The organism is Paenibacillus sp. OK060, assembly GCF_900101205.1.
Lineage (GTDB): Bacteria > Bacillota > Bacilli > Paenibacillales > Paenibacillaceae > Paenibacillus > Paenibacillus marchantiae.
Genome location: NZ_FNFR01000006.1, coordinates 84,735 through 106,111 on the forward strand (window position 1 = coordinate 84,735; position 21,377 = coordinate 106,111).

22 protein-coding genes are annotated in these 21,377 nt (G+C 47.7%); 5 read left to right on the forward strand and 17 right to left on the reverse strand.

Annotated elements, in window-relative coordinates:
* Positions 1-129: 129 nt before the first annotated feature.
* Positions 130-1,395, forward strand: coding sequence for a BaiN/RdsA family NAD(P)/FAD-dependent oxidoreductase (locus tag BLS14_RS21890; protein ID WP_079695747.1), 1,266 nt, complete (start codon positions 130-132; stop codon positions 1,393-1,395).
* 177 nt (positions 1,396-1,572) lie between these two features.
* Here BLS14_RS21890 and BLS14_RS21895 read toward each other — a convergent pair whose 3' ends face one another.
* The 3 genes from BLS14_RS21895 to BLS14_RS21905 all read right to left on the reverse strand — a co-directional run bounded on the left by BLS14_RS21895 (position 1,573) and on the right by BLS14_RS21905 (position 4,072).
* A complete protein-coding gene (locus BLS14_RS21895) occupies positions 1,573-1,956 on the reverse strand; it encodes a hypothetical protein (protein WP_090953948.1) in 384 nt (127 codons plus the stop codon).
* A gap of 114 nt (positions 1,957-2,070) precedes the next feature.
* Complete coding sequence (locus tag BLS14_RS21900; protein WP_090953951.1) at positions 2,071-3,321, reverse strand: ABC transporter permease; 1,251 nt, start codon at positions 3,319-3,321, stop codon at positions 2,071-2,073.
* 19 nt (positions 3,322-3,340) lie between these two features.
* Positions 3,341-4,072 carry an ABC transporter ATP-binding protein gene (locus BLS14_RS21905; protein ID WP_072734860.1) on the reverse strand — a complete coding sequence of 244 codons (732 nt, stop codon included), beginning with the start codon at positions 4,070-4,072 and terminating at the stop codon, positions 3,341-3,343.
* A 179-nt stretch (positions 4,073-4,251) separates the two neighbouring features.
* Here BLS14_RS21905 and BLS14_RS21915 point away from each other — a divergent pair, with 179 nt between their 5' ends.
* Positions 4,252-4,560 (forward strand): type II toxin-antitoxin system death-on-curing family toxin, encoded by a 309-nt coding sequence (locus BLS14_RS21915; protein WP_244552198.1) that lies wholly within the window; start codon positions 4,252-4,254, stop codon positions 4,558-4,560.
* A 112-nt stretch (positions 4,561-4,672) separates the two neighbouring features.
* Here BLS14_RS21915 and BLS14_RS21920 read toward each other — a convergent pair whose 3' ends face one another.
* Positions 4,673-6,004, reverse strand: coding sequence for an MFS transporter (locus tag BLS14_RS21920; protein ID WP_064642418.1), 1,332 nt, complete (start codon positions 6,002-6,004; stop codon positions 4,673-4,675).
* 309 nt (positions 6,005-6,313) lie between these two features.
* Here BLS14_RS21920 and BLS14_RS21925 point away from each other — a divergent pair, with 309 nt between their 5' ends.
* Complete coding sequence (locus tag BLS14_RS21925) at positions 6,314-6,775, forward strand: MarR family winged helix-turn-helix transcriptional regulator (protein WP_024632985.1); 462 nt, start codon at positions 6,314-6,316, stop codon at positions 6,773-6,775.
* Positions 6,776-6,865: 90 nt separating this feature from the next.
* Here BLS14_RS21925 and BLS14_RS21930 read toward each other — a convergent pair whose 3' ends face one another.
* The 5 genes from BLS14_RS21930 to BLS14_RS21950 all read right to left on the reverse strand — a co-directional run bounded on the left by BLS14_RS21930 (position 6,866) and on the right by BLS14_RS21950 (position 10,317).
* A complete protein-coding gene (locus tag BLS14_RS21930; protein ID WP_063567815.1) occupies positions 6,866-7,048 on the reverse strand; it encodes a hypothetical protein in 183 nt (60 codons plus the stop codon).
* A 34-nt stretch (positions 7,049-7,082) separates the two neighbouring features.
* Positions 7,083-7,571: a hypothetical protein gene (locus BLS14_RS21935; protein ID WP_063567814.1), complete on the reverse strand. Its 489-nt coding sequence runs from the start codon at positions 7,569-7,571 to the stop codon at positions 7,083-7,085.
* Between the two features lie 119 nt (positions 7,572-7,690).
* Positions 7,691-9,199, reverse strand: coding sequence for an MDR family MFS transporter (locus BLS14_RS21940; RefSeq protein WP_079695914.1), 1,509 nt, complete (start codon positions 9,197-9,199; stop codon positions 7,691-7,693).
* 51 nt (positions 9,200-9,250) lie between these two features.
* Positions 9,251-9,823: a GNAT family N-acetyltransferase gene (locus tag BLS14_RS21945; protein WP_063567812.1), complete on the reverse strand. Its 573-nt coding sequence runs from the start codon at positions 9,821-9,823 to the stop codon at positions 9,251-9,253.
* A gap of 197 nt (positions 9,824-10,020) precedes the next feature.
* Positions 10,021-10,317 carry a hypothetical protein gene (locus tag BLS14_RS21950; RefSeq protein WP_063567811.1) on the reverse strand — a complete coding sequence of 99 codons (297 nt, stop codon included), beginning with the start codon at positions 10,315-10,317 and terminating at the stop codon, positions 10,021-10,023.
* 186 nt (positions 10,318-10,503) lie between these two features.
* Between BLS14_RS21950 and BLS14_RS21955 the strand changes: the two genes are divergently transcribed.
* Positions 10,504-10,992, forward strand: a complete 489-nt coding sequence (locus BLS14_RS21955) for a GAF domain-containing protein (protein WP_063567810.1) — start codon at positions 10,504-10,506, stop codon at positions 10,990-10,992.
* Positions 10,993-11,147: 155 nt separating this feature from the next.
* Here the strand turns inward: BLS14_RS21955 and BLS14_RS21960 are convergent, their stop codons facing one another.
* The 7 genes from BLS14_RS21960 to BLS14_RS21990 all read right to left on the reverse strand — a co-directional run bounded on the left by BLS14_RS21960 (position 11,148) and on the right by BLS14_RS21990 (position 19,166).
* Positions 11,148-11,963: a MerR family transcriptional regulator gene (locus BLS14_RS21960; protein WP_063567809.1), complete on the reverse strand. Its 816-nt coding sequence runs from the start codon at positions 11,961-11,963 to the stop codon at positions 11,148-11,150.
* Between the two features lie 368 nt (positions 11,964-12,331).
* Positions 12,332-13,756, reverse strand: coding sequence for an aldehyde dehydrogenase family protein (locus BLS14_RS21965; RefSeq protein ID WP_090953953.1), 1,425 nt, complete (start codon positions 13,754-13,756; stop codon positions 12,332-12,334).
* A gap of 90 nt (positions 13,757-13,846) precedes the next feature.
* Positions 13,847-14,269: a universal stress protein gene (locus tag BLS14_RS21970; protein ID WP_090953955.1), complete on the reverse strand. Its 423-nt coding sequence runs from the start codon at positions 14,267-14,269 to the stop codon at positions 13,847-13,849.
* Between the two features lie 19 nt (positions 14,270-14,288).
* Positions 14,289-15,506 (reverse strand): MFS transporter, encoded by a 1,218-nt coding sequence (locus BLS14_RS21975; RefSeq protein ID WP_072734865.1) that lies wholly within the window; start codon positions 15,504-15,506, stop codon positions 14,289-14,291.
* A 140-nt stretch (positions 15,507-15,646) separates the two neighbouring features.
* Complete coding sequence (locus BLS14_RS21980) at positions 15,647-16,087, reverse strand: helix-turn-helix domain-containing protein (RefSeq protein ID WP_063567805.1); 441 nt, start codon at positions 16,085-16,087, stop codon at positions 15,647-15,649.
* A gap of 246 nt (positions 16,088-16,333) precedes the next feature.
* The gene (locus BLS14_RS21985; RefSeq protein ID WP_161490650.1) at positions 16,334-16,693 is read right to left on the reverse strand and encodes an SdpI family protein; all 360 of its coding nucleotides are present in this window, start codon (positions 16,691-16,693) and stop codon (positions 16,334-16,336) included.
* 100 nt (positions 16,694-16,793) lie between these two features.
* Positions 16,794-19,166 (reverse strand): heavy metal translocating P-type ATPase, encoded by a 2,373-nt coding sequence (locus BLS14_RS21990; protein ID WP_072734866.1) that lies wholly within the window; start codon positions 19,164-19,166, stop codon positions 16,794-16,796.
* Positions 19,167-19,430: 264 nt separating this feature from the next.
* On the opposite strand from BLS14_RS21990, the gene BLS14_RS21995 reads away from it, so the two are divergent.
* Positions 19,431-19,802, forward strand: coding sequence for an ArsR/SmtB family transcription factor (locus tag BLS14_RS21995; RefSeq protein WP_072734867.1), 372 nt, complete (start codon positions 19,431-19,433; stop codon positions 19,800-19,802).
* A 139-nt stretch (positions 19,803-19,941) separates the two neighbouring features.
* Here the strand turns inward: BLS14_RS21995 and BLS14_RS22000 are convergent, their stop codons facing one another.
* Positions 19,942-21,102, reverse strand: a complete 1,161-nt coding sequence (locus BLS14_RS22000; protein ID WP_063567801.1) for an AI-2E family transporter — start codon at positions 21,100-21,102, stop codon at positions 19,942-19,944.
* Positions 21,103-21,377 lie beyond the last annotated feature (275 nt).

Here is a 21,377-nt window from a genome sequence, read left to right on the forward strand (position 1 = left end):
TATTACAATATATCCCTTAAGACTGCATAATAGAACTGCTAATACATTTGTATTGTTTCATAAACAGGCAGGAGTAGACAGGGTTTTCGGAAAACAGACAAAATCAATGAAAAAAGAGGGTAATAATGCATGTATGATGTCATTGTAATTGGCGGTGGATCTGCGGGCCTCATGGCCTGTGTTGCCGCTGCTGAGCATGGAGCCTCAGTGCTTCTGCTGGATAAAGGAGATCAGCTCGGCCGTAAACTCGGGATCTCTGGCGGCGGTCGCTGCAATGTGACCAATGCCAAGGAGACGGATGAACTAATCCGGCATATTCCGGGCAATGGACGCTTTTTATATAGTTCATTTCAGAATCTGGACAATCAGGGAATCATGCGTTTTTTTGAAAATCTCGGTATTGCCCTGAAAGAGGAAGATAACGGGAGAATGTTCCCGGTAACCGATAAAGCCAAAACGGTCGTTGATGCGTTGGTAGGCAAAATTGTTTCCCTTGGGGTAGAGATTCGCACCAAACAGCCGGTTAAGGAATTAATTCAGAATGGTCAACACGTGCAGGGCGTGAAGCTAGCTTCTGGTACAACGGTACTTGCACGCTCAGTTATTATCGCTACCGGGGGTAAATCAGTCCCTCAAACCGGATCAACCGGGGATGGCTACCCTTGGGCTGAAGCGGCTGGACATACGATTACAGAGCTGTATCCGACGGAAGTGCCGATTGTGTCTGGCGAAAGCTGGATTCAATCCAAAGAACTGCAAGGCTTGTCCTTGCGGGATGTCGGGTTATCTGTTCTAGATGCCAAAGGCAAATCGGTTATCTCCCATCGCGGAGATATGATCTTCACCCATTTCGGCGTATCAGGACCGATCGCGCTTCGTTGCAGCCAGTTCATTCGCAAGGTGCAAATGAAATCTGGGAACCCTCAGGTCACGATGAGTATTGATCTGTTCCCCGATCTGTCCCCCGGTGCTCTGGAAGCCCAGGTTCAGCAGGTGCTGGAGCAGGAATCCCGAAAGGCCGTCAAAAACATACTCAAAACATGGGTTCCTGAGCGCATGATTCCATTGATGATGAAGCGTGCAGAGATCAGCGAAGACCTCACATTTCACCATTTCCCCAAAGGCATGTTAAGTGCATTAGTGGGGTTAATGAAAGATTTTACCTTCCGCGTAGACGGAACTCGTTCTCTCAAAGAAGCCTTTGTGACTGGCGGGGGAATCCACTTAAAGGAAATATACCCCAAAACAATGGAATCCAAGCTGCTGCCGGGACTATTCTTTTGCGGTGAAGTTTTGGATATTCACGGCTACACGGGAGGCTATAATATTACCGCTGCCTTCTCTACGGGGTACACGGCTGGCATGCATGCTGCAGAGTATAAAAACGCTCACTAATGACTTGAACATATGATGTTGATGGACAGAGTTAGGGGCCACATCACGTAAGTTTATTAAGAGCATGAAAAAACCTCGACATCCCGCTATCGGCGGGGTATCGAGGTTTTTTGAGATGTATGCAATCCAGAATCACTGTCACCAACAAGGCAAGCAGCATCGTTGCCCCTGTTGTATTTACGCCTTCACACTGCCCGAGAAACCATCCACTGAATCATCGAATGTCGGATCTTCATCCCGGTTAGACATCTCCTGTTCGGGATTGCCCCCCTGGGTTCCGCTCGCATAACCTTCATTCCAATCTTCATTCACGAGATGAGCCGGAATGGATATATTCTGAAACTGATCCAATCCATCTGTTTCGGAGAGAAACACCGCACTTCCTCCGTGTGACTGTACGATTTCCACAGCAGATAGCGTATCCTGTCGATCTGTAGGAATGTACAATTCAAGCGGCCCTGACTGGTATGGCTTATACCCAAGTTCCTCCAAAGTTGCCTGCGCCGCGAGCAACGCTACATTGTCTGCAAAATGTACCTGAAGTTCACTATCATCCAACATGATTTTTTCCTCCTTGCGAGAGCCGATCCCTTACTTTCAAAATCGTAAGACCCGTCTCCTATAGCATGGTCAGTTACTTCATCTGATATGCTACTGAACAAGGAAGAATATCAACTAAGCGGATCGGATGTAACGAATCCAGCCTGTTATAGATAGGACGAACAGCCCAAATGCCACGACAGCCGCAGCCGTAACGATACCTTCCAGCCAGCCTAGCCAGGCTGCTCCCAGTGAAAATCCCATTAGAATCCCTAGCGGAACGAACAACATCCGTACCATGGTCACACCTGCACGATTTAACGCCTCGGAATCATAGGATACAAGCTGAACGTACTCCGAGGTTGCAAAGACCTCCCAGGAACGATAGAAAAGTACGCTCAACATGATGACCAACAAGCCACACACGATTACATTGACCGGGAAAGGTGGTAAAGCAACGGCAGCAATCGAAAGGCCGCCAAGCTGCAAGTACAATTTCATGGTCGAGGAGTTACGAAAAAATGCTTTGAATGCCGTCTCAGCTGTCCGATTAGAGATCGTTCGATGACGCAGCAACTTGCGCTGCTTGCGGAATATGATCGTCCGGGTGCGTGGTGCTTTCGGTTTGGTTACAGATCGACTCAGTAAAAGGGCTGTGAACTTTAGCCTTTCTCGTAAATCTTCACGCACATCGCCCTCAAAGGTTCCCTTCATCTCCAGCCTCAATCGGCCAACCAAAATCAGAAGAAGGATTGCGGCCACAATACCTGCAAGCAGTGTCCAGATGTGTCCATGCATCCAGGATGTTACTCCAATCGTGATAATGCCCATGGCAACTGCTAAAGGGATTATGCGAATCCAGCGTCTCCATCCGGTATAACGTACTTTCGTCATATGAAGTACAATGACCTGGAATGAAGCTACTGCGCCAAACCAAATCGCTATTAGTGCGATATGGATAAATGACATGTCATACACACGGGACCATAGTGGTGAAGTCAACGCCGTAATTGCAATCATTTTACCCAAATGCTGCAAGCAAGCCCGGTAGATCCCTTGTTTCATCAATGTACGCATCCACAGCGACCGCGACTTCAGGAATAACACATCCGCTTCCTCTACAAATATAAGAATTCCACCTGTAAGCATAATGACGTCGATCAGTCCTGTCAGTGTAGGCAGCGTTAATCCGGTCGCCCATGAGGGCAATGGTTTGGACCATAAACTCACGTACCATCCGCTGAAATACAGCAGACCCGGAATAAGCAGGTATACCCATACCGTCCAATCTACTACCAGTTTCAGGTTTTTTAACTGTTCATTGAAGTGCTCCTTGCGTCTGCGTCTATATAAACCAAGTGGCGTGTATGCTCGAGAGGTCTCCATCTTCCTCCCCCCTTCCCGGTTAGGATGTCAGTGTGTCAAAACAATCAAACAACGAGGCATCCGGCAAATCTGCGGCTGCACGGATTTCGTCCAATGTTCCTTCGGCAGCAGAGCGCCCGGAATGAATAAGAATAAAACGATCACAGATTCGCTCAGCGGTATCCAGTACATGCGTTGACATAAGGACACCCGCACCACGGCGGCGCTCATCGTCCAGCAATTTCAGAAAATCCTTGGTTGCGCGTGGGTCCAGCCCGATGAAAGGCTCGTCCACAATATATACATCCGGCGAGGACAGGAAGCCGATCATCAGCATCATTTTCTGCCGCATCCCCTTGGAGAAACTGGCCGGAAGATCATTGCGAACGTGGTCCATGCCGAAACGAACCAACATCTCCTCCGCCCTGGCAACAAAGACCTCTTCCTCCATCTCATAGGCAGCCGCTGCCAGATCGAGATGTTCCCACAGGGTCATATATTCGTAAAACACAGGTTGTTCCGGGATATAGGCATAACGTCCATCTCCCCCAATGGTTACTTCATACTTTGCATGCTCAAGTAAGCCAAGCAATGTTTTAATGGTCGTGCTTTTGCCAGCCCCATTCGGTCCGATTATACCCACCAGTTCCCCCGGCGCCACGTGTAATCGGATGTTCCTGATCGTGGATTGACCCGCCTCATATCCTGCTTCCGTAATATGTACGTCCAATATGGACTCCTGTGCGGCTGTATTTTTGTTTTCGATTTCCATATCATTCACTCCCTGTCCTGTCAGGTGCTTGTTCGGTTCTTTATTGATATTGTAATCGAGTTCGTGAGGAATTGTTTGATCATTTTAAGCTTTTGTTCTTAAGTTGGATCATACTGTGAAAATACCTGAAAATGTGAGACCTGAAGTACTGGAAGCTTTTTTTGATGTTTTTGAAGAGGATGAATGACACAGCACAAGCTGGAGTGAAGAACTATTCTTTGTTGGACTCTGCTGTAAATAGCCCCCAACAAACTTTGTTTGGAGAAGATGCCTATCCTTCTATATTTGAAAAAACTAGTGCTTTATTAGAGTCTTTAGTTAAAAATCACTGCTTTCAAAATGGGAACAAAAGGACAGCTTATCTCGTGACCAAATCGTTTTTGATGTTGAATGGTTACCATCTCCAAATGGAACGTCAATTTGCAGTAGAGTTCGTGGTCAATATTGCAGAGGGAAGCACTCATTTGAAAGCATCTCAACTATATTAAAGGACCATTCAGTCGTGCGGTAACATAATTTTATAATAAACAAAAGAAGCAGGGGTTCTGGAACCCCTGCTTCTTTATATTACAGTGAAAATCTCATATTTGCATACTCGTTTCACTCACCTGTAATCATGTAGTTTGCTGTAAGACTCCCGTCCATATCGTTCTTTTTTCGCCTACGAATCGCTACATAAATCACGCCAAGCAACGTCAGCAAAATGCCTGAACTGATAAAAGCCGGAATAACTCCGAATGAGGTCACCAAAAATCCACCTACCACCGGACCCATGATGTTACTGGCCGTCATGATGCTGCCAACCGTTCCAAACACACGCCCTGTCATGGATTCAGGCGTTTGCTCCTGAAGTAGAATTTGGAACGGAACAATGGCAAACCCAACCCCCACACCTGCCAAGGCAAATAACGATATCAGCAGTAAATTAGCGCCAAGACCAGCATGCGGCCATACTCCTACGATCATGCCTACTCCACCAATGACAAGACCCATCAATGATGTTCCAAGACCCATCTTGATTACATGCCCCGCCTTCTTCCACTTCTGAACACTCATCGCTGCAATTAACGTCCCAACACCGCTAGCCGCGACACACCATCCGAGCAGATCACTTGAAATACCAGGAAGCTGCCTAAACAGGACTACCGTCTGGGAATCCGCAAATTGCAAAAACAGAAGGGCTGAGGCAAGCAGGACTAAAGAGGTACCCACATGAGGAAGAGATGCGAGCATGCGGATGCCTTCCATTGTATCTTTCATAAACGTAGCTTTTTTACCTGCTGGAGCAACACCTGCTGTCTCTTCCCTTACTTGTTCTACGTTCTGATTCACAGATTGGATCACTCGTGCTCCAGGAATCCATAGCAAAATAATGCCTGAGATCAGAAAGGACGCGGAATCCAACACGAAACACCAGGTGATCCCAAAAGCGGCAACCAACAGCCCGCCAAGAGCCGGACCGATAATTTTGGACATCTGTTCAATCACCGAGCTGATGGACACCGCCTGCCCCAATTGCTCCTGCGGCACAATCTCCTTAAGCTTGCCGTTCTTGGCCGGTGAGAACACCACATCGAATAAAGACTTGAGAATAAGCAATACATACACATGCCAGATTTGATCCGCAAAAATGAGCCCTCCAACGATCACAATTCGCGCACCGTCTGCGCCGATCATCAGCCACTTGCGATTGACCCGGTCCGCCAGTGCCCCTGCAAATGGACCTGTAAGTAAGACAGGCAATGCTGCACAGAGCGTGGTGAATGTAATCTCCCATGGCGTGGCATTCCAGCGAATGCCCACCAGCGTAAGGATCGCAAGCAGGTGCAGCCAGTCTCCCAGATTGGAGATAGCCTGCGCAGCCATCAAAGTGATAAAAGATCGATTGTGCTTCAGGGGTCTTCGTTCCTGCATCGTTAATCCATTTGCCATCATTCTTCTCCTCCGCCCTCAACCCATTCATGATATGAATTTATTATAGAGAGCAGGCGGAGTTCCAACCTCCTGCCAGAGACGGAGAGGACGCGGCGCCTTCAGGATGATTTTCTCAGTACTTATTTTCAAATCTCATGAATGCTGACAAAACGAAAAATGATTAAATTTTAATTGCTAAAAATGCAAATCTTGTGACATATCGCATGTTTTTCGTGCAAACACATGCTTACAATAGAAATATGGCGAACCTCTGAATCGTCAATGTAAATTCATCAACTCCAATAAATCTGAAAAGGCGGGATCAGTATGCTGGAATTACAGGAAATCGGAACCGAACGTTCTCTTCATCTGTACCGCACCTTGGCCCAGACATTTAAGAGCGTGAATGAACACGCTGTATCCGGAAGCAAAGTGCATGGCTTCAACCCCACCGCTTACGGGGTGCTCGAAGTGTTATATATGAAAGGAGCACAGCCCATTCAACAAGTCGGTGCACAGCTTCTGCTGCAAAGCGGGAATGTCACTTATGTCATTGACAAGCTGGAGCAAAAGGGACTTTTACATCGAAAACACTGTCCGCAGGACAGACGCATCATTTTCGTAGAATTGACCGAAGAAGGCCAGCGTACGATGGATGAGATCTATCCAGGCTACGCACACAAAATAGATCGTGCTGTCAGCGGTCTGAGCGAAGATGATAAGACATTGCTCTCTGAGCTGTTGGAAAGGCTTGCACTCGGTGCGGATCGTTTATCCGCAAACGGTTAAGGCCAGCCCCGTATCATCTGATCCAAACTAAAAATAACCGGTTCGCCTTAATAGGCGGTACCGGTTATTCGAATTTGTTTATTAATCAAATCAAAGGTACAGAATCCACATCAACACCGTGAGGACAGCGACAACCAATCCACCTGCAATCAGCAAATCGACAATGTAACTGGACAGACCTGAGCGGCTGTGACCCTCAATCTCTCTCTGAGTCTCTTCGTACTTTCTTTTGGCTTCATCTTCCTTGGACGAATTCAGATTATTGGGAAACATCACCCTCACCCCTACTCCAAATGAGATATCTATATTATCCTGTGCTGGTCTGCTGCTTCTGCTTACGAATTTTTTTCAAGATCCATCCCAGACCTGATTGCCACAGTAAAAAAACAAACGTTGTTGTTACTACGTATTGATAAGGGCCAGCATACTGAAAGGCATGCATTCTGTACACAAAGATGGAGAACAACAGCGCACTACCTACACCAAGAAGAAAATAAGCTACGATTGTACTTATTACCTTGGATATAGATCTGTTCATTTTCAGGGAAGCAAGCACACTGTCCGCAATTAACGATAAAGGCAGGGTCAGAAACAGAAGAAGAGCCAAGTTGATAAGAATGCTTATGATCAATGTATACCAGAAGGGATAGTAATATGTATGTTCCGCTCGTTCTGCCAAGGGAACATATTTCATGAGTCCGACAACAATTGAGAGCGAAATGCAAGTCATAATGACTGCCAGAAGCTTGATTGAAAAGGATATTAACCAGAATGATTGCAGCGATTGCTTACTCATCTTAACTCGCCTCCCATTCCATTATTGTAAATTATAGATAATCCCTTCTAGAAAATAATAAACAAAAAAGCAGCCAAGAAACAGCTGCCCTAATCCAATGAATTTTCTTTTCACTTCGTTTACTTCGCTGAAGCTTGTGCTTGTGGCGGAGTATCTGCATCTTCGGGAACGATTAGCCGTTTGCGCAAGGCCAGTGTCGTCACCCATGAGATAATGGCAATGACAAACATGATGACAAACAAGGAATGCAGACTTCCTTCCAACACGTTACGCAGTAGCGCCCATTTGTCATCCGATAGAGCGGCATCCGTATGCGGAGCAAGCAGTTGATTCAGGTCCCCATCCGAAATCCCCGCCTCTGCCAGATGCTGTTCGCTCGACAACGTTGAAATTCGGTAATTTAACCATGTGCCGAAGGCTGCTGCACCAATGGTTTGTCCAAGCGTACGCATAAAGGTATGTAAGGCCGTGGAAGATCCACGTTCTTTATACCCAACCGAAGACTGTGAAATGATCGTGAATATTGTAAAAGCAAATCCGAAGCCGAGTCCGTAAATAAAGGTCAAAATAAACAGTACGGCTTGGGGTGATGTTCCACCGACCAGAAAGAGTCCTCCCGATCCAATGGCAATCCCGGTTAATCCAATCACCGCTGTTAAGCGTGATCCAATTTTCATTAGCAGACGGCCAGCAAGTACACTACCGATCAGCCAGCCAACAGACATCGGTGCAAGCAGCAATCCCGATTCAGTCGCGTTACCGCCACGAACCCCCTGCACCCATAGTGGCAAATAACTGGTTAGGCCAATCATCAGGGTACTGGTCAGTAGTCCGGCGATATTCGCCACCCGGATGTCCCGAATACGGAATAGATGAAGAGGTACCATCGGGGCCTGTGCTCTTTTTTCCACCACAAAAAATAAAATCATAAACAAAACAGCTACGATACTCAGTCCCACAATAATAGGAGAACTCCAGGCATAATACTGTCCACCCGCGGACAATACAAAGAGCAATGCTGTAATACCGACGGTAAAAGTCAACGCACCCATATAGTCAATTTTCGCGGTACGCGGAGACATTTCTTCCTTCAAATAACGGAACACAAACCACATCGCCAGCAATCCGAACGGCAAATTGAACCCAAAGATCCACTGCCAGCCCAGATTGTCTACGAAATACCCGCCAAGCAGCGGTCCGGCCAGAGATGAAATACCCCACACGGAGCTGATCCATCCCTGTATTTTGCCCCGTTCTTCAAGGCGGTAGATGTCACCAATAATCGTAAACGTAACAGGCACAACCGCACCTGCGCCAATCCCTTGAATCGCACGAAAAATAATCAGTTGCTCCATGTTCTGCGAAAGGCAGCACAGAAGCGAGCCTAGTAAGAATAAGGCACAGCCAATCAGGAATACTGGCTTTCGTCCGTATAGATCACTGATTTTGCCGAAAATCGGCGTGCTCACAGCCATCGTTAACAGATAAGCAGTGAAAATCCAGCTCAACAGCTGCACACTTCCCAGCTCACTGACAATGGTTGGCCCTGCCGGACCAATGACTGTACCTTCAATTGCAGACAAAAAAGTCGCCAGCAGCAATCCCGCCAGGATGAAACTGCGGTTCAAACCTCCGGTTGTATTCACACAAACCCTTCTCTCTTCAAGTCGTTCTAATCTCTATTTATCTCTCTTACGCAAAAACTCATCGTACAACAGGGAATACATCACCATATCCTTATATCCAGTAGATGTATGTTGCACCTGACGCAGCAGGCCTTCCCTCGTGAAACCGCGGTTCGTCAGAAACTCTCCCGAAGCCACATTGCGCGGATCAACCAGCGCTTCAATCCGATTGAGACCCATCGTCTCATACCCAAACGGTAACATAACTGAAAATGCTTCCGTCATATAACCGTGACGCCAGTAGTCGCGCCCCAGTTCATAACCGATCTCCCCACGGAATGCGCCTTCAAGTTGCCAAGTGTTATATCCGCAACTTCCGATGAGCTGGCCCGTCTCCTTGAGCTCAATACCCCAGCGAATCGCCTCCTCTTCTCCTGCCATATGGTTCAACAGCCCAATCATATCCGCAGCCTCACTTGTCCCGATCATGGGCGCCAAATTCATATAACGGGTCACTTCCCGGTCTGACCAGCAAGCGAACATCTGGGCAGCATCTCGGCGGCGCATTTTGCGCAGACGCAACCGCCCTGTCTCTAATTCGGGAATTCTCCCTTTGCATTTGTACATGAAAAGACTCTCCGATCCGATCTATCTCACAGACCTCATATTCAATAGCCATCTAACCATAACCTGCACCGAATGGCAACTGTTCAGTCATCATTATCACGTCAAAAAACCGGGCCACTTCCGCTCCCGGTCTTGTTGTACGTATGGATCAACTCAAGTTTGCATCCTATTTCGGGATACCTTATCCAAATTTAATTTCAGGCTGTAGACGTCTTCTTGCCCGTCCCCAGCAATTCCTCACTAACCCGGCCGAACACGGCTATGATTTCCTTAAACTCCTCAATGCCAGTCCCGGTAAGGCTCCATTGATCTCCATGGGCGGTCAGGAAGTTTTCCTGTGTCAGATGCTCAAGTTCCTGCTTGATCTCCCGTTCTCCAACGCGATACCCCCGTTCTTCCAATAGAGGCAATGCGTCGCTAACAGTTAAATCCTGATTTTGAGCTAAATATAGAAGATGAATTCGTACAAAAAGATTCTGTACCTCTGCATGCATAAGCCAAGCTCCTTCCCGGGTTGTAGCCCGCCGTGGTTGCTAAGTATTTACCCCACCCAGGAAGATGAGAAACAGGAGGAATATTCATGCCTGACCTGCCCTTTCCGAAATCCTCCGCTTGACTAACCGCAGGCTCTGCACTATCTTGAAAATAAGTACCATTTTTGCTCGGGAGGGTGATTCATCATGTTTCAAGCTGTTTCTTATGAAGGAACACGAAGCGAGCAGCAAACCGCCGTCCTGGGACAGTTAAGTGCTCTGATCCGCGATGAACCTAGCGCTATTGCCAATCTGGCAAACGCTGCGGCGTTGCTCAATGTATTTATGACCGACACCAATTGGGTCGGATTCTATCTGTATGATGGAAAAGAACTTGTACTCGGTCCATTCCAGGGACTGCCTGCCTGCATCCGTATTCCACTTGGACGCGGTGTATGCGGCACTTCTGCTGCGGAACGGCGTACAATGGTCGTTGAAGATGTTCATGCCTTTCCAGGCCATATCGCCTGTGATGCCGCATCGAACAGTGAAATCGTTGTACCCATTATCAAAAACGGCGAATTGTACGGGGTGCTCGACATCGACAGCCCGATCAAAAACCGTTTTGACGATGAAGACCGCGTCTTCCTGGAAAAGGCGGTAAGCCTAATTACAGAGCAGCTGGAATTATCCTAACTGCCTGAAATACCATCTTAAGCCGATGGAGGGTTTATCGACCTTACGATGATATGCAATAACAAAGAGCGCACTCCTCCTAGAGGATCTGCGCTCTTTGTTATGATTATTTTTCTTCACACCCATGTTCTGCTCGCCCAAGATACTTTATGCATCTAGGATAAATCCTGTTCCGCTTTAATCATCATCCCATCTCGCAAAAACTCGGCCAGCTTGGGGTGGTAGCCATCATACATCTGACGAAAATTTTTGTGCTCGACGTACAGATTGGCCAAATCCCGGTAAATCTCTGCTGTTGGGGTGTAATAATCCTTGATCCAATCCAGGTGTCTTCCAATAATCTGCTGTACTTCCGAGCTGCCGGGTTCTAACCCATCCTCAATAGCGCCCTGCAAGTCCAAGTGAATCCGGTCAATCTTCGCCTGTGAATCGAGAAAATCTTCCTTCGACTTCATCTCCTGCCCATCAGGCATTGTGGATTGCTCCGGTGAATTGGCGTTGTACTTCTGACTGTCCTCTGTCTGCATCCGTTCAGAATAGTCATTCTTTGACGCTTGGTCAGAGGTCGGTTCATTTAGAAGCTGGTGACGCCCCTTGTTGGAAAACCCGGCGTACAGTTCGTACTCATCCAGTTCCTGCTCTCCACGTAAGTAGGAGATGGTTTTATCCAGTGTTTGAATCATTCCGTGCAGATGAAGTGCCTTCTCCAGCATCTCGAGCCGATGCTGCTGCATAATACGGATCATGTCACGGGGAGTATCCCTGAGCATGGGGCCGATCTCCTCCTCCTCCATGCCTACTTCTTTACAGAACAGAATCTGCTGTAGTCTCAGCAGCTCCGGCTTCTCATAGTAGATATCCTCGTCTTGACCAACGAAGGCTGGATTCAGCAGACCTGTCTCCGCATACTGTCCCAATTCACTCAGACTTACACCGGACATCCCGGATACATCAACCATGGAATATGCCATTTGAATACACCTCCTGTCTGGCCTGTAACTCCTAGGTTCAGGCTTGTTCATACTGCATTTTATTTAAATTTAAGTGAGATATTATAAAACTTCCAACAATTCTGTACCCCAATAATCCGTTCATTTCTCAGGATGGATACACAATGCTTCGGTGATATGAACGGCATCTAATTGGTAGATTTGCGGTATGATAAGTATTTATACCCTTCTCATCAGATGTGAACCCGGGGTTAATAAAGAAAGGCTATGTATTTTTTTACGGTAAGGGCTGAATGTAAAAAATAAAAAAATCCCGCACCCCTAACTCGGGTACAGGATCATCTTGTTCTATTTTATCTCGAATATCCGCTCGTCCTAGGAGTGGATATTTAATTCTTGTTAAACATGACAAACTTCAATTCCGTCATTTCCTCTACAGCATATTTAACACCTTCACGTCCCACCCCGCTCTGCTTCACACCACCATAAGGCATATGATCCACTCGGAAAGTGGGAATATCGTTAATCATCACGCCGCCAGCTTCGATGTGGTCCGCTGCATGCAATGCAGTATGAATATCATTGGTAAACACACCCGCCTGAAGCCCGTAGATGGAATCATTCACTTGCTCGATGCCTTCTTCAACCGAATCCACTGTATTAATGACAACGATCGGGGCAAAGACCTCCTGACAAGACACCTTGGCATCCCGCGGAACGTTAACAAGCACGGTTGGACGTAATACGCCGCCCTCGGCTTCGCCGCCTGTTTCCACCTCAGCGCCTGCCTGCTTCGCTTCATCGATCCAATCCAGCGTACGCTGTACATCTTTGGATGTGATGAGCGCAGAGACAACGGTATCCGGATTCAACGGGTCTCCAACTACGACTTTTTGGGCTGCTTCAGCAAAACGACGAATGAACTCATCCGCGATCGCGCTGTGCACATAGATCCGCTGCAGCGAGATACATACCTGACCTTGGTAAGTAAAAGCTCCGGTCACACATCTCGGTACCACCTTGTCCAAATTGGCATCCGCGTCTATAATGACGGCTGCATTGGACCCTAGCTCCAATGTTACGCGTTTCAGTCCGGCTTTGCTGCGAATGCTGGTTCCTACAGCCGGGCTGCCTGTAAACGTAATATGGGCCACGTCAGGATGTTCTACAAGCACATCACCAATCGTTTTGCCGTCACCGCTCACTACATTCAATGCGCCATCCGGTAATCCCGCTTCCTGAAGCAAATTGGCAATATAATACGAAGACAGCGGTGTCTGCTCCGCAGGTTTCAACACAATCGTATTGCCTGCTGCCAGCGCCGGTCCTACTTTGTGAGCCACCAGGTTCATCGGAAAATTAAACGGCGTAATGGCTCCAATAACACCCAAAGGCTGCCGCATCGTGTAGCCTACGCGTCCTTCACCGCCTTTGGCTGCGTCCATGGGAACCGTCTCTCCGGTGAGCCGCTTAGCTTCCTCTGCGGCGAAACGATACGTTTCCACCGTACGGTCAACCTCGGCAAGTGCCGCAGTAATCGGCTTTGCTGCCTCCAGCGCAATGATCCGTGCTGCTTCTTCCTTCCGTTCTTCCAGCAGGGTGGACAACTTGTAAAGGATGTCTGCACGCTGATGGGCAGGCATTCTGCGCATCTCTTTGCCCGCCTGAACTGCGGCGGCAATCGCCGCTTCCACTTCCTCAGCTGTCGCCGAGGATACGTCTGCCAGTGTTTCTTTCGAGTATGGTGCCTGAAGTGCTATATAGTCTACTGATTCGGTGGGCTTGCCCCCGATGAACAGATGTTGTTTTTTCATAGTTGTATCCTCCATTCATGTTTAACGCAAAGTTATCCCATACCTATTTATACACCACTTTAGCATCATCAACACAAGAAAGTCATACCACTATTTCACAGTCATTACGGGACATCCTGCATGTTTCAAGACACCGTGGCTGACACTGCCCACGACGATCTCAGCGAGCATGCTTTTCCCCGCCGTCCCCATCACAATGAGATCACAGTCTCTATCCTTCGCTACACGGCAGATCTCATTCACGGGATCACCAGCTATCAGCAACGTTTCATAATGAACAGAACGCGCAGCTAACAATTCATTAACAGGTTGAATAATATGCTGTCCTTCTTCTGCGATCCGTGCTTCCAGATCCACACCCAGTGCGGGCTCATTCAGCGAAATCGAAGGATTAACGTGCACGATCATCAAGGAAGCCGGTTGTTTCATACTTTCTGCCAGAACAACGGCTTGCTCCAAAGCCTTGTGTGCATGATCCGACCCATCGACAGCAACCAATATTCGTTTCAGCATTTTCCATTCCTCCTGTTCATTAATGCGTAATGGCAGCATCGATATCGCGCAGATGTCTGCGGCGTACCAGAAGCACAACGACCCCGATCAGAACCATCAATGCGCCAAAATAAAACGGTGTCTCCGGCAGGAACCACTCGGACAATTTACCAGCAAGCCAAGGTGCCAGCGCACCTCCAAGGAACCGGACAAAGCTGTATGCAGCCGAGGCCACAGAACGTTCCACTGGGGCAGCTTCCATAACTGCCGTTGTAATTAACGTGTTGTTGATCCCGAGGAAAATCCCGGCAACGATAACGGCCACAATAACCGTTGTGGATGATCCCATTACCGTACCCACCGCCATTACCAGCAGATCAATGGCGAACAGGGTCAGCATAACGCTCATGGAAGGAACGGATCCGAATCGACGTTGCAGTCTTGGTGCTACAAAGACAGACGTGATCGCCAGCATCAGACCCCAACCGAAGAATACATAACCAAGTCCGTGTTCATCCAGATTCATGACATAAGGTGAATAAGCCATCAAGGTAAAGAAACCAAAGTTATACAGGAAGGCTGTGATCGCCAATGTTTTCAGTGAAGGATAACCCAGAGCTTTGAACGGATCGGACAAGGAACTACGCGTTTTCGGTTTGGCCATCTTAGGCAGCATAAACGTAATACTGATAAAAGCAATCGCCATCAGAACAGCTACACCATAGAACGGGCCACGCCATGAGATGGAACCCAGTTCACCACCGAGCAAAGGACCAACGGCAATCCCCAGACCAAGCGCTGCTTCGTATAAAATAATCGCTTTGGCTGTCCCCGAAGTGGACAGTCCTACAATAGCGGATAATGCAGTTGCGATGAACAGGGCATTCCCTAGTCCCCAACCACCACGGTAGCCGACGAGCGCACCTACAGTGTCAGAGGTCCCGCCGAGGAAAGAGAAAACAATGATCAGCAAAATCCCGCTGAGCAGTGTCCACTTCACACCAATCCGGCTGGATACAACACCTGTAATCAGCATGGCTACCCCGGTAACCGCGTTATAACTTGTAAACAATAAAGATACTTGGCTTTTGGAGGCATGCAGCTGATCGGCAATCGCAGGCAGAATCGGGTCAACCAATCCCAGACCCATAAAGGAGATAATACAGGCGAAGGCTACTGCCCATACTGCTCTGGGCTGGGATAACAGACCTCCACGGGATGACGGCAATTCGTCAGGTAATGAGGGTTCTCTTTTCATACGTAATTCCTCCTGGTTCATGATTTATGTTGTGAAATAAATTGTGAAAAACAATGAAATGCTCATTTTTTTTCAGAAATATAGGAAAGAAAACGGCACAAATGACACCGGATCTCCCGGTGCTTATCGTGAAATACTAATTATGTCTCATTCTCGTGCCCTTCTAATCGTCGAATGCCGTTCTGAACCCGTTCACGTAATTCTTCAAGTTCCTCCTGAACGGCGTGAATACTCTGAAGTTTCTGCTCGATCAGTTGCAGCTGGTCATCCAACGTCGTTTCCATCTTGGTGAGCTTCTCGATCCGTTCTCTCACCTCAGTGGTCTGTTGGTAGTCAAAACGCTGTTCGTTCAGCGCATCCGCCGTTGCCACATAGGTATGTAGCTCCTGAAGCGAGAAACCAAGCACTTCCTTCGCCCGAACCACCTTTTTGAGATAATCGATATCTTCCCGGGTGTATAATCGTGTGCCACCGTCCGTCCGCTGAGGTGAAGGCATAACACCGATCTCTTCGTAATACCGAATGGTGCGCTTGGTCAAACCACATTCCTTGGCTACGTCATCGATTTTATATAAACTCATTTCCTTCACCTCACTTTAATATGTCTATAATGTTATGTACATAATTATATATATTATTAACGTTAACGTCAACGTTAGATTTTGGACTTGAATATGTAGTATGTCTCAAACAAGGATAAATTATTGCAGTGGTAATTTTTACAATATGTTGTTAAAAGCAGTTCTCTGTTATCCTTCGCCTCTATAGGATGCAAAAAAGATCCGCTCGCGCGGATCTTCGTTCAGGTGCGATTTCATATTGTGTCTCTAAGCGCCTTGCTCCTTCTGTTCCTGTTGCTGGACACGCTGCATTTGCTTCAAACGGCCTTCGACTCTGGTAAACAGCCTGAATGTATAGAATCCTATAGCCACAAGACTTAGAACCAAAGCTCGTACATCCGTAAGCCAAAAACCGATTATGCCGAATACCGTAATAATCACACCAAACTGCATCATCAGATTGGCGCTATAACGTTGCGCTTCTTCCCATAACTCAGGATGACTCATTGCTCGCGGAGTACGATAACCATAAACGCCATTAATCCTTTTCGGCGGCTTTTTGTACACCATTAATCCCAGAATGAAATAGCACACTCCGCATATAATCCCAACTACTGCTCCTGCCACAATGTTCTCCCCTAACTCCATTAAAAATACACCACAGATATTAAAACAAAAAAACGGCTCTACGTATATACGAAGAGCCGTCCGGATCGTTTCGTAAAACTTAGATGTCCTTCACGCGCAGTACACGCATGGCGTTCAGGACAGCCAGTACGGTCACCCCTACATCAGAGAATACCGCTTCCCACATGGTGGCAATTCCGAACACACCCAGCAGCAGGAAGATCGCTTTGACACCCAACGCAAAACCGATATTTTGCCAAACAATGGTTCGTGTCCGTTTTGCAATTCGGATCGCACTTGCCAGTCTGGATGGTTCATCCGTCATGATGACAACGTCTGCCGCCTCAATCGCGGCATCCGAACCGAGTCCCCCCATTGCTACACCTACATCGGCACGTGCCAGAACCGGTGTATCGTTAATGCCATCCCCGACAAACACCATTTTCTCTTTCGACGATTTGGCAGCTTCGAGACGCTCCAGCTGTTCGACTTTATGCTGTGGCAACAGCTCAGCGTATACTTCATCGACACCCAGCTCACGCCCTACAGCTTCACCAACAGCCTTGGCATCCCCTGTCAGCATCACTGTTTTGCGAATACCGAGCTTCTTGAGTGCCTGAATGGCTGCCGCTGCATCATCCTTAACCTCATCGGCAATGATCAGGTGACCCACATACGAACCCGATTCGGCAACGTGCACCACTGTGCCTACGGTTTGTGGAGTCGTGTAGGAGATACCTGCCTGTTCCATCAATTTGGCGTTACCAGCAAGTACTTCACGTCCATCCACACTGACCTTGATGCCATGCCCTGCAACCTCATCGTAATCATCCACACCTTGGGTCCGGATATCTTTTGCCCAAGCTGCGCGAATGGATTCAGCAATCGGATGATTGGAATGAGCCTCGGCAATTGCAGCAAGCTCCATCAATTCATCTTCGTTACGCCCACCTTCAGGGCGAATAGCTGTTACTTTGAAAACACCTTTAGTTAGTGTACCCGTTTTATCGAAAACAACGACTTTGACATCGTTCAAGGCTTCAAGGTAGTTACTTCCTTTGATGAGAATACCGTTACGCGAGGCAGCTCCGATACCGCCGAAAAAACCAAGCGGAATGGAAACGACCAGCGCACACGGACAAGAGATCACAAGGAAGACCAGTGCACGATAGATCCAATCGGCGAATGTCGCACCACTGAGCACCAGTGGTGGAACGAGCGCAATCAACGCGGCGAGAATGACAACAACCGGCGTGTAATAACGGGCGAATTTGCTAATAAAATGTTCCGTTTTGGCTTTGCGGCTACTCGCATTCTGCACTAGGTCCAAAATTTTGGATACCGTGGATTCACCAAAAGTTTTTGTTACTTCGATAGTTAACATTCCGTTTTTGTTCACGAAACCACTCAGTACATCACTACCGGGTTCCAGTTCACGCGGAACTGACTCACCTGTCAGAGCGGAAGTGTCCACCATGGAACGACCTGCCTTAACAATCCCGTCCAGAGGTACTCGCTCACCCGCTTTAACCAAAATGCGATCTCCAATACGTACTTCTTCCGGCGACACTCGCTTGGTCTCTTCTCCCGAGCCAATCAGCATATTCGCATAGTCCGGGCGAATATCCATAAGCGACTGGATCGACTTCCTTGACCGATTAACCGCCAGCCCCTGAAACAGCTCACCTAGCTGATAGAAGAGCATGACCGCAACACCTTCGGGGTATTGGCCAATGGCAAACGCACCGATGGTAGCCACGGACATCAGGAAGTATTCATCGAATACCTGACCGCGAATAATATTTTTGAACGCCTGGAGAACGATATCTCCCCCTGCGATCAGATAAGCGACAACATAGAGTGCAAGCTGTGCCCAGCCTTCCAGCGGAGACCAGATCGCGGCTGCTACCAAAATGGAGCCTGCCGCCAGGCGTGCAAGCAGCACCTTTGTCTGCCCAGCGCCATGTTCATGTGAGTGTCCGGCATGCGCATCGTCATGATCGTGACCGTCCGCATGACCGTGATCATGTCCGGCATGACTTCCATGATCATGCGTGTGATCTTGGGCTCCGTGATGATGACCGTGGTCATGGTCATGGGAGTGACCAGCATGATCGTGCCTACTCGGAGTATGCTCATGCGTGTGAGCTCCGCTACCTGCATGTGCGTGCACATTGCCGTTAGCTTGGTTTATTGAATCAGCAGAACCACGACTGCCTTGTGATGATTTACCTTTTTCCGAAATACGAATATGCGGCTCCAGCCGAAGTACTTTGCGCTTCGCTTCTTCCACCACCTGCTCATCCATATCGGATGTGGTGTGCATGGATAAGGTTTTGGTCACAAAATTGACCGAGCAATCGGAAATGCCTTTAATTTTTTTGACGCCATTCTCAATCTTCAATGCGCAGTTCGCGCAATCCAATCCATCCAGCAGCAGTTCCCTTTTCACCTGTTCCTGTCCGGTTCCCATGTGAACTCTCCCCTTTGCAGTACGTAAATCAATATTATTATTCGTAATTTTTACGTTAAAATTAATATATGAGCAATCATTCATATGTTTTGTTAACCCTATTATATGCACGCTTAAACATGAGTGTCAACAATTCCGTTTGATTTTTCATACAGAATATGCTAATAGTAATCATTTCGCTTTAGACGTTTTTTGGATATAATAGGCTTATCGAAGAACATTTGATCAAATCAAAGGTTGAGTTAATATAGGTGGTGATAGGAAATGGAACAACCGGTTAAAGCTCCAGCCGAATGCGACGCGGCCTGCTCTGGAACAGAGGCTGACGTGCAGACCATTCGTGCTTCTCTCATGGATCGCGATACCTCTTCCGAGATGGCTGATTGGTTCAAGGCTTTCAGTGACCCGACACGGCTTCGTATTATTGATGCACTGTTGCAGAAGGAATTATGTGTTCATGATCTGACGGTGCTGCTCGATATGGGACAGTCGGCCATTTCGCACCAGCTGCGATCACTCCGCAACATGCGGATTGTCAAGCGGCGCAAAGAAGGCAAGACCGTGTATTATTCTCTGGATGATACACACATTGAGCAGATTTTCCTGCAGACGCTTCAGCATATTAAACATGGCTAGGCATCAGCCAGCCTGTTCACACAACAGAACCCCCGCCTCTCGGCTGTTAGCCGATGGACGGGGGTTCTGTTGAATTAGGGCACCGTTTTGCCAGAAAAAGAAGTTTATCATGCTCTAGCTACGGGCTTGCCCACTTCGGTTACAGTAGATTGTTATTCTTCGGATCATACAGGCCGGATCGTTCCTTGAACCAGTTGAAGATATGCGACACACATACTTTCAGCACTGCGTATCCCGGAACAGCCAGCAGAATGCCCACTACACCGAACAGATTACCTGAAGTCAGAATGACAAAGATAATCGTGATGGGGTGAATTTTGAGCGTTTTGCCCATAATCTGAGGTGAGATGAATTTACCCTCAATTAATTGCACGATCGTCCACACCGCTACCATCTTCAGCAGCATCACGGGAGAAGTGACCAGAGCCACGATCAGCGCAGGCGTAATCGCAATTGCAGGTCCCAGGTACGGTACAACACTCGTAAACGATGCGATAATCGCAAGAATCAGCGCATAGTCCAGACCAATAATCATATAACCGATGTATAGCAGAATACCTATGCAGAAGCTAACGATAATCTGTCCACGAATGAACGAACTGATCTGGTGATTGATATCTTCCAGCACATGCATTGCACCTGTACGACTCTTGATTGGCAGGAAAGACAGAATTTTCGATGGAAGCTTCTTGCCGTCTTTCAGCAGATAGAACAGGATAAACGGAACCGTTACAATGGACAGCACCGTCTCGGTGAACGCTCCGAGGAATCCGCCCAATTTGTTCCAGGTCGAGTTCAGAATGTCAGTGGCTTTCTGGGAAATCGTGCCCCACCAGTCCTGAGAATTCAAATTGACTGTCTCCTGGAACTGACCGAACAGCTTGCTGCCCGTAAGCTGCTCAAACTGCTGTTTGACCGTCTCACTGTACGTTGGAAAATTTTCAATCAGACTCGTAATCTGGTTACGTACGACCGGAATGACCGCCAGTACCACGACTGTCAGGATGCCCCCGATAGCCAGATATAAGATCAGAATGGACCAGCCACGTTTGATTTTCCATTTCTCCATGACATCCACAATCGGATTCAGCAGGTAATAGAGAATACCCGACAGAATAATCGGCAGCACAATCGTCTTGATCAGCACCGCGAGCGGGTGCAAAACAAAGGATACTTTGGTAAGAACCATCACGTTCAGTCCTACCAGCAGTAAAATTAACAGAAAAAGCACGAACTTATTATTCAGAAAAAATCGTTTAAACCGATCCGGCCAAATGCGGGGTTGCTCGGGTTGCTCCATAGGCGTGTCTTCCTCTCTTATGTATCCTTTATCAAAAGCATAAGCTGTAAACCTGCACGTTTCTTGACTGCGCATAAAGTTGCTTGTACAAGCCAACATATGTATAACACATTGAGTTTATACGTATGGCGCTGTTTAACCGTTTCAAATTAGACCGGTAAGTTCATTTTACCCTAAAAAGAACCTTCTGCCCCATACAACTCCTTTGAATAATTTCCCTACCAAAAAACGGCTCGCCTCCGAAGAGACAAACCGTTAATATGTCAGCGGCATGC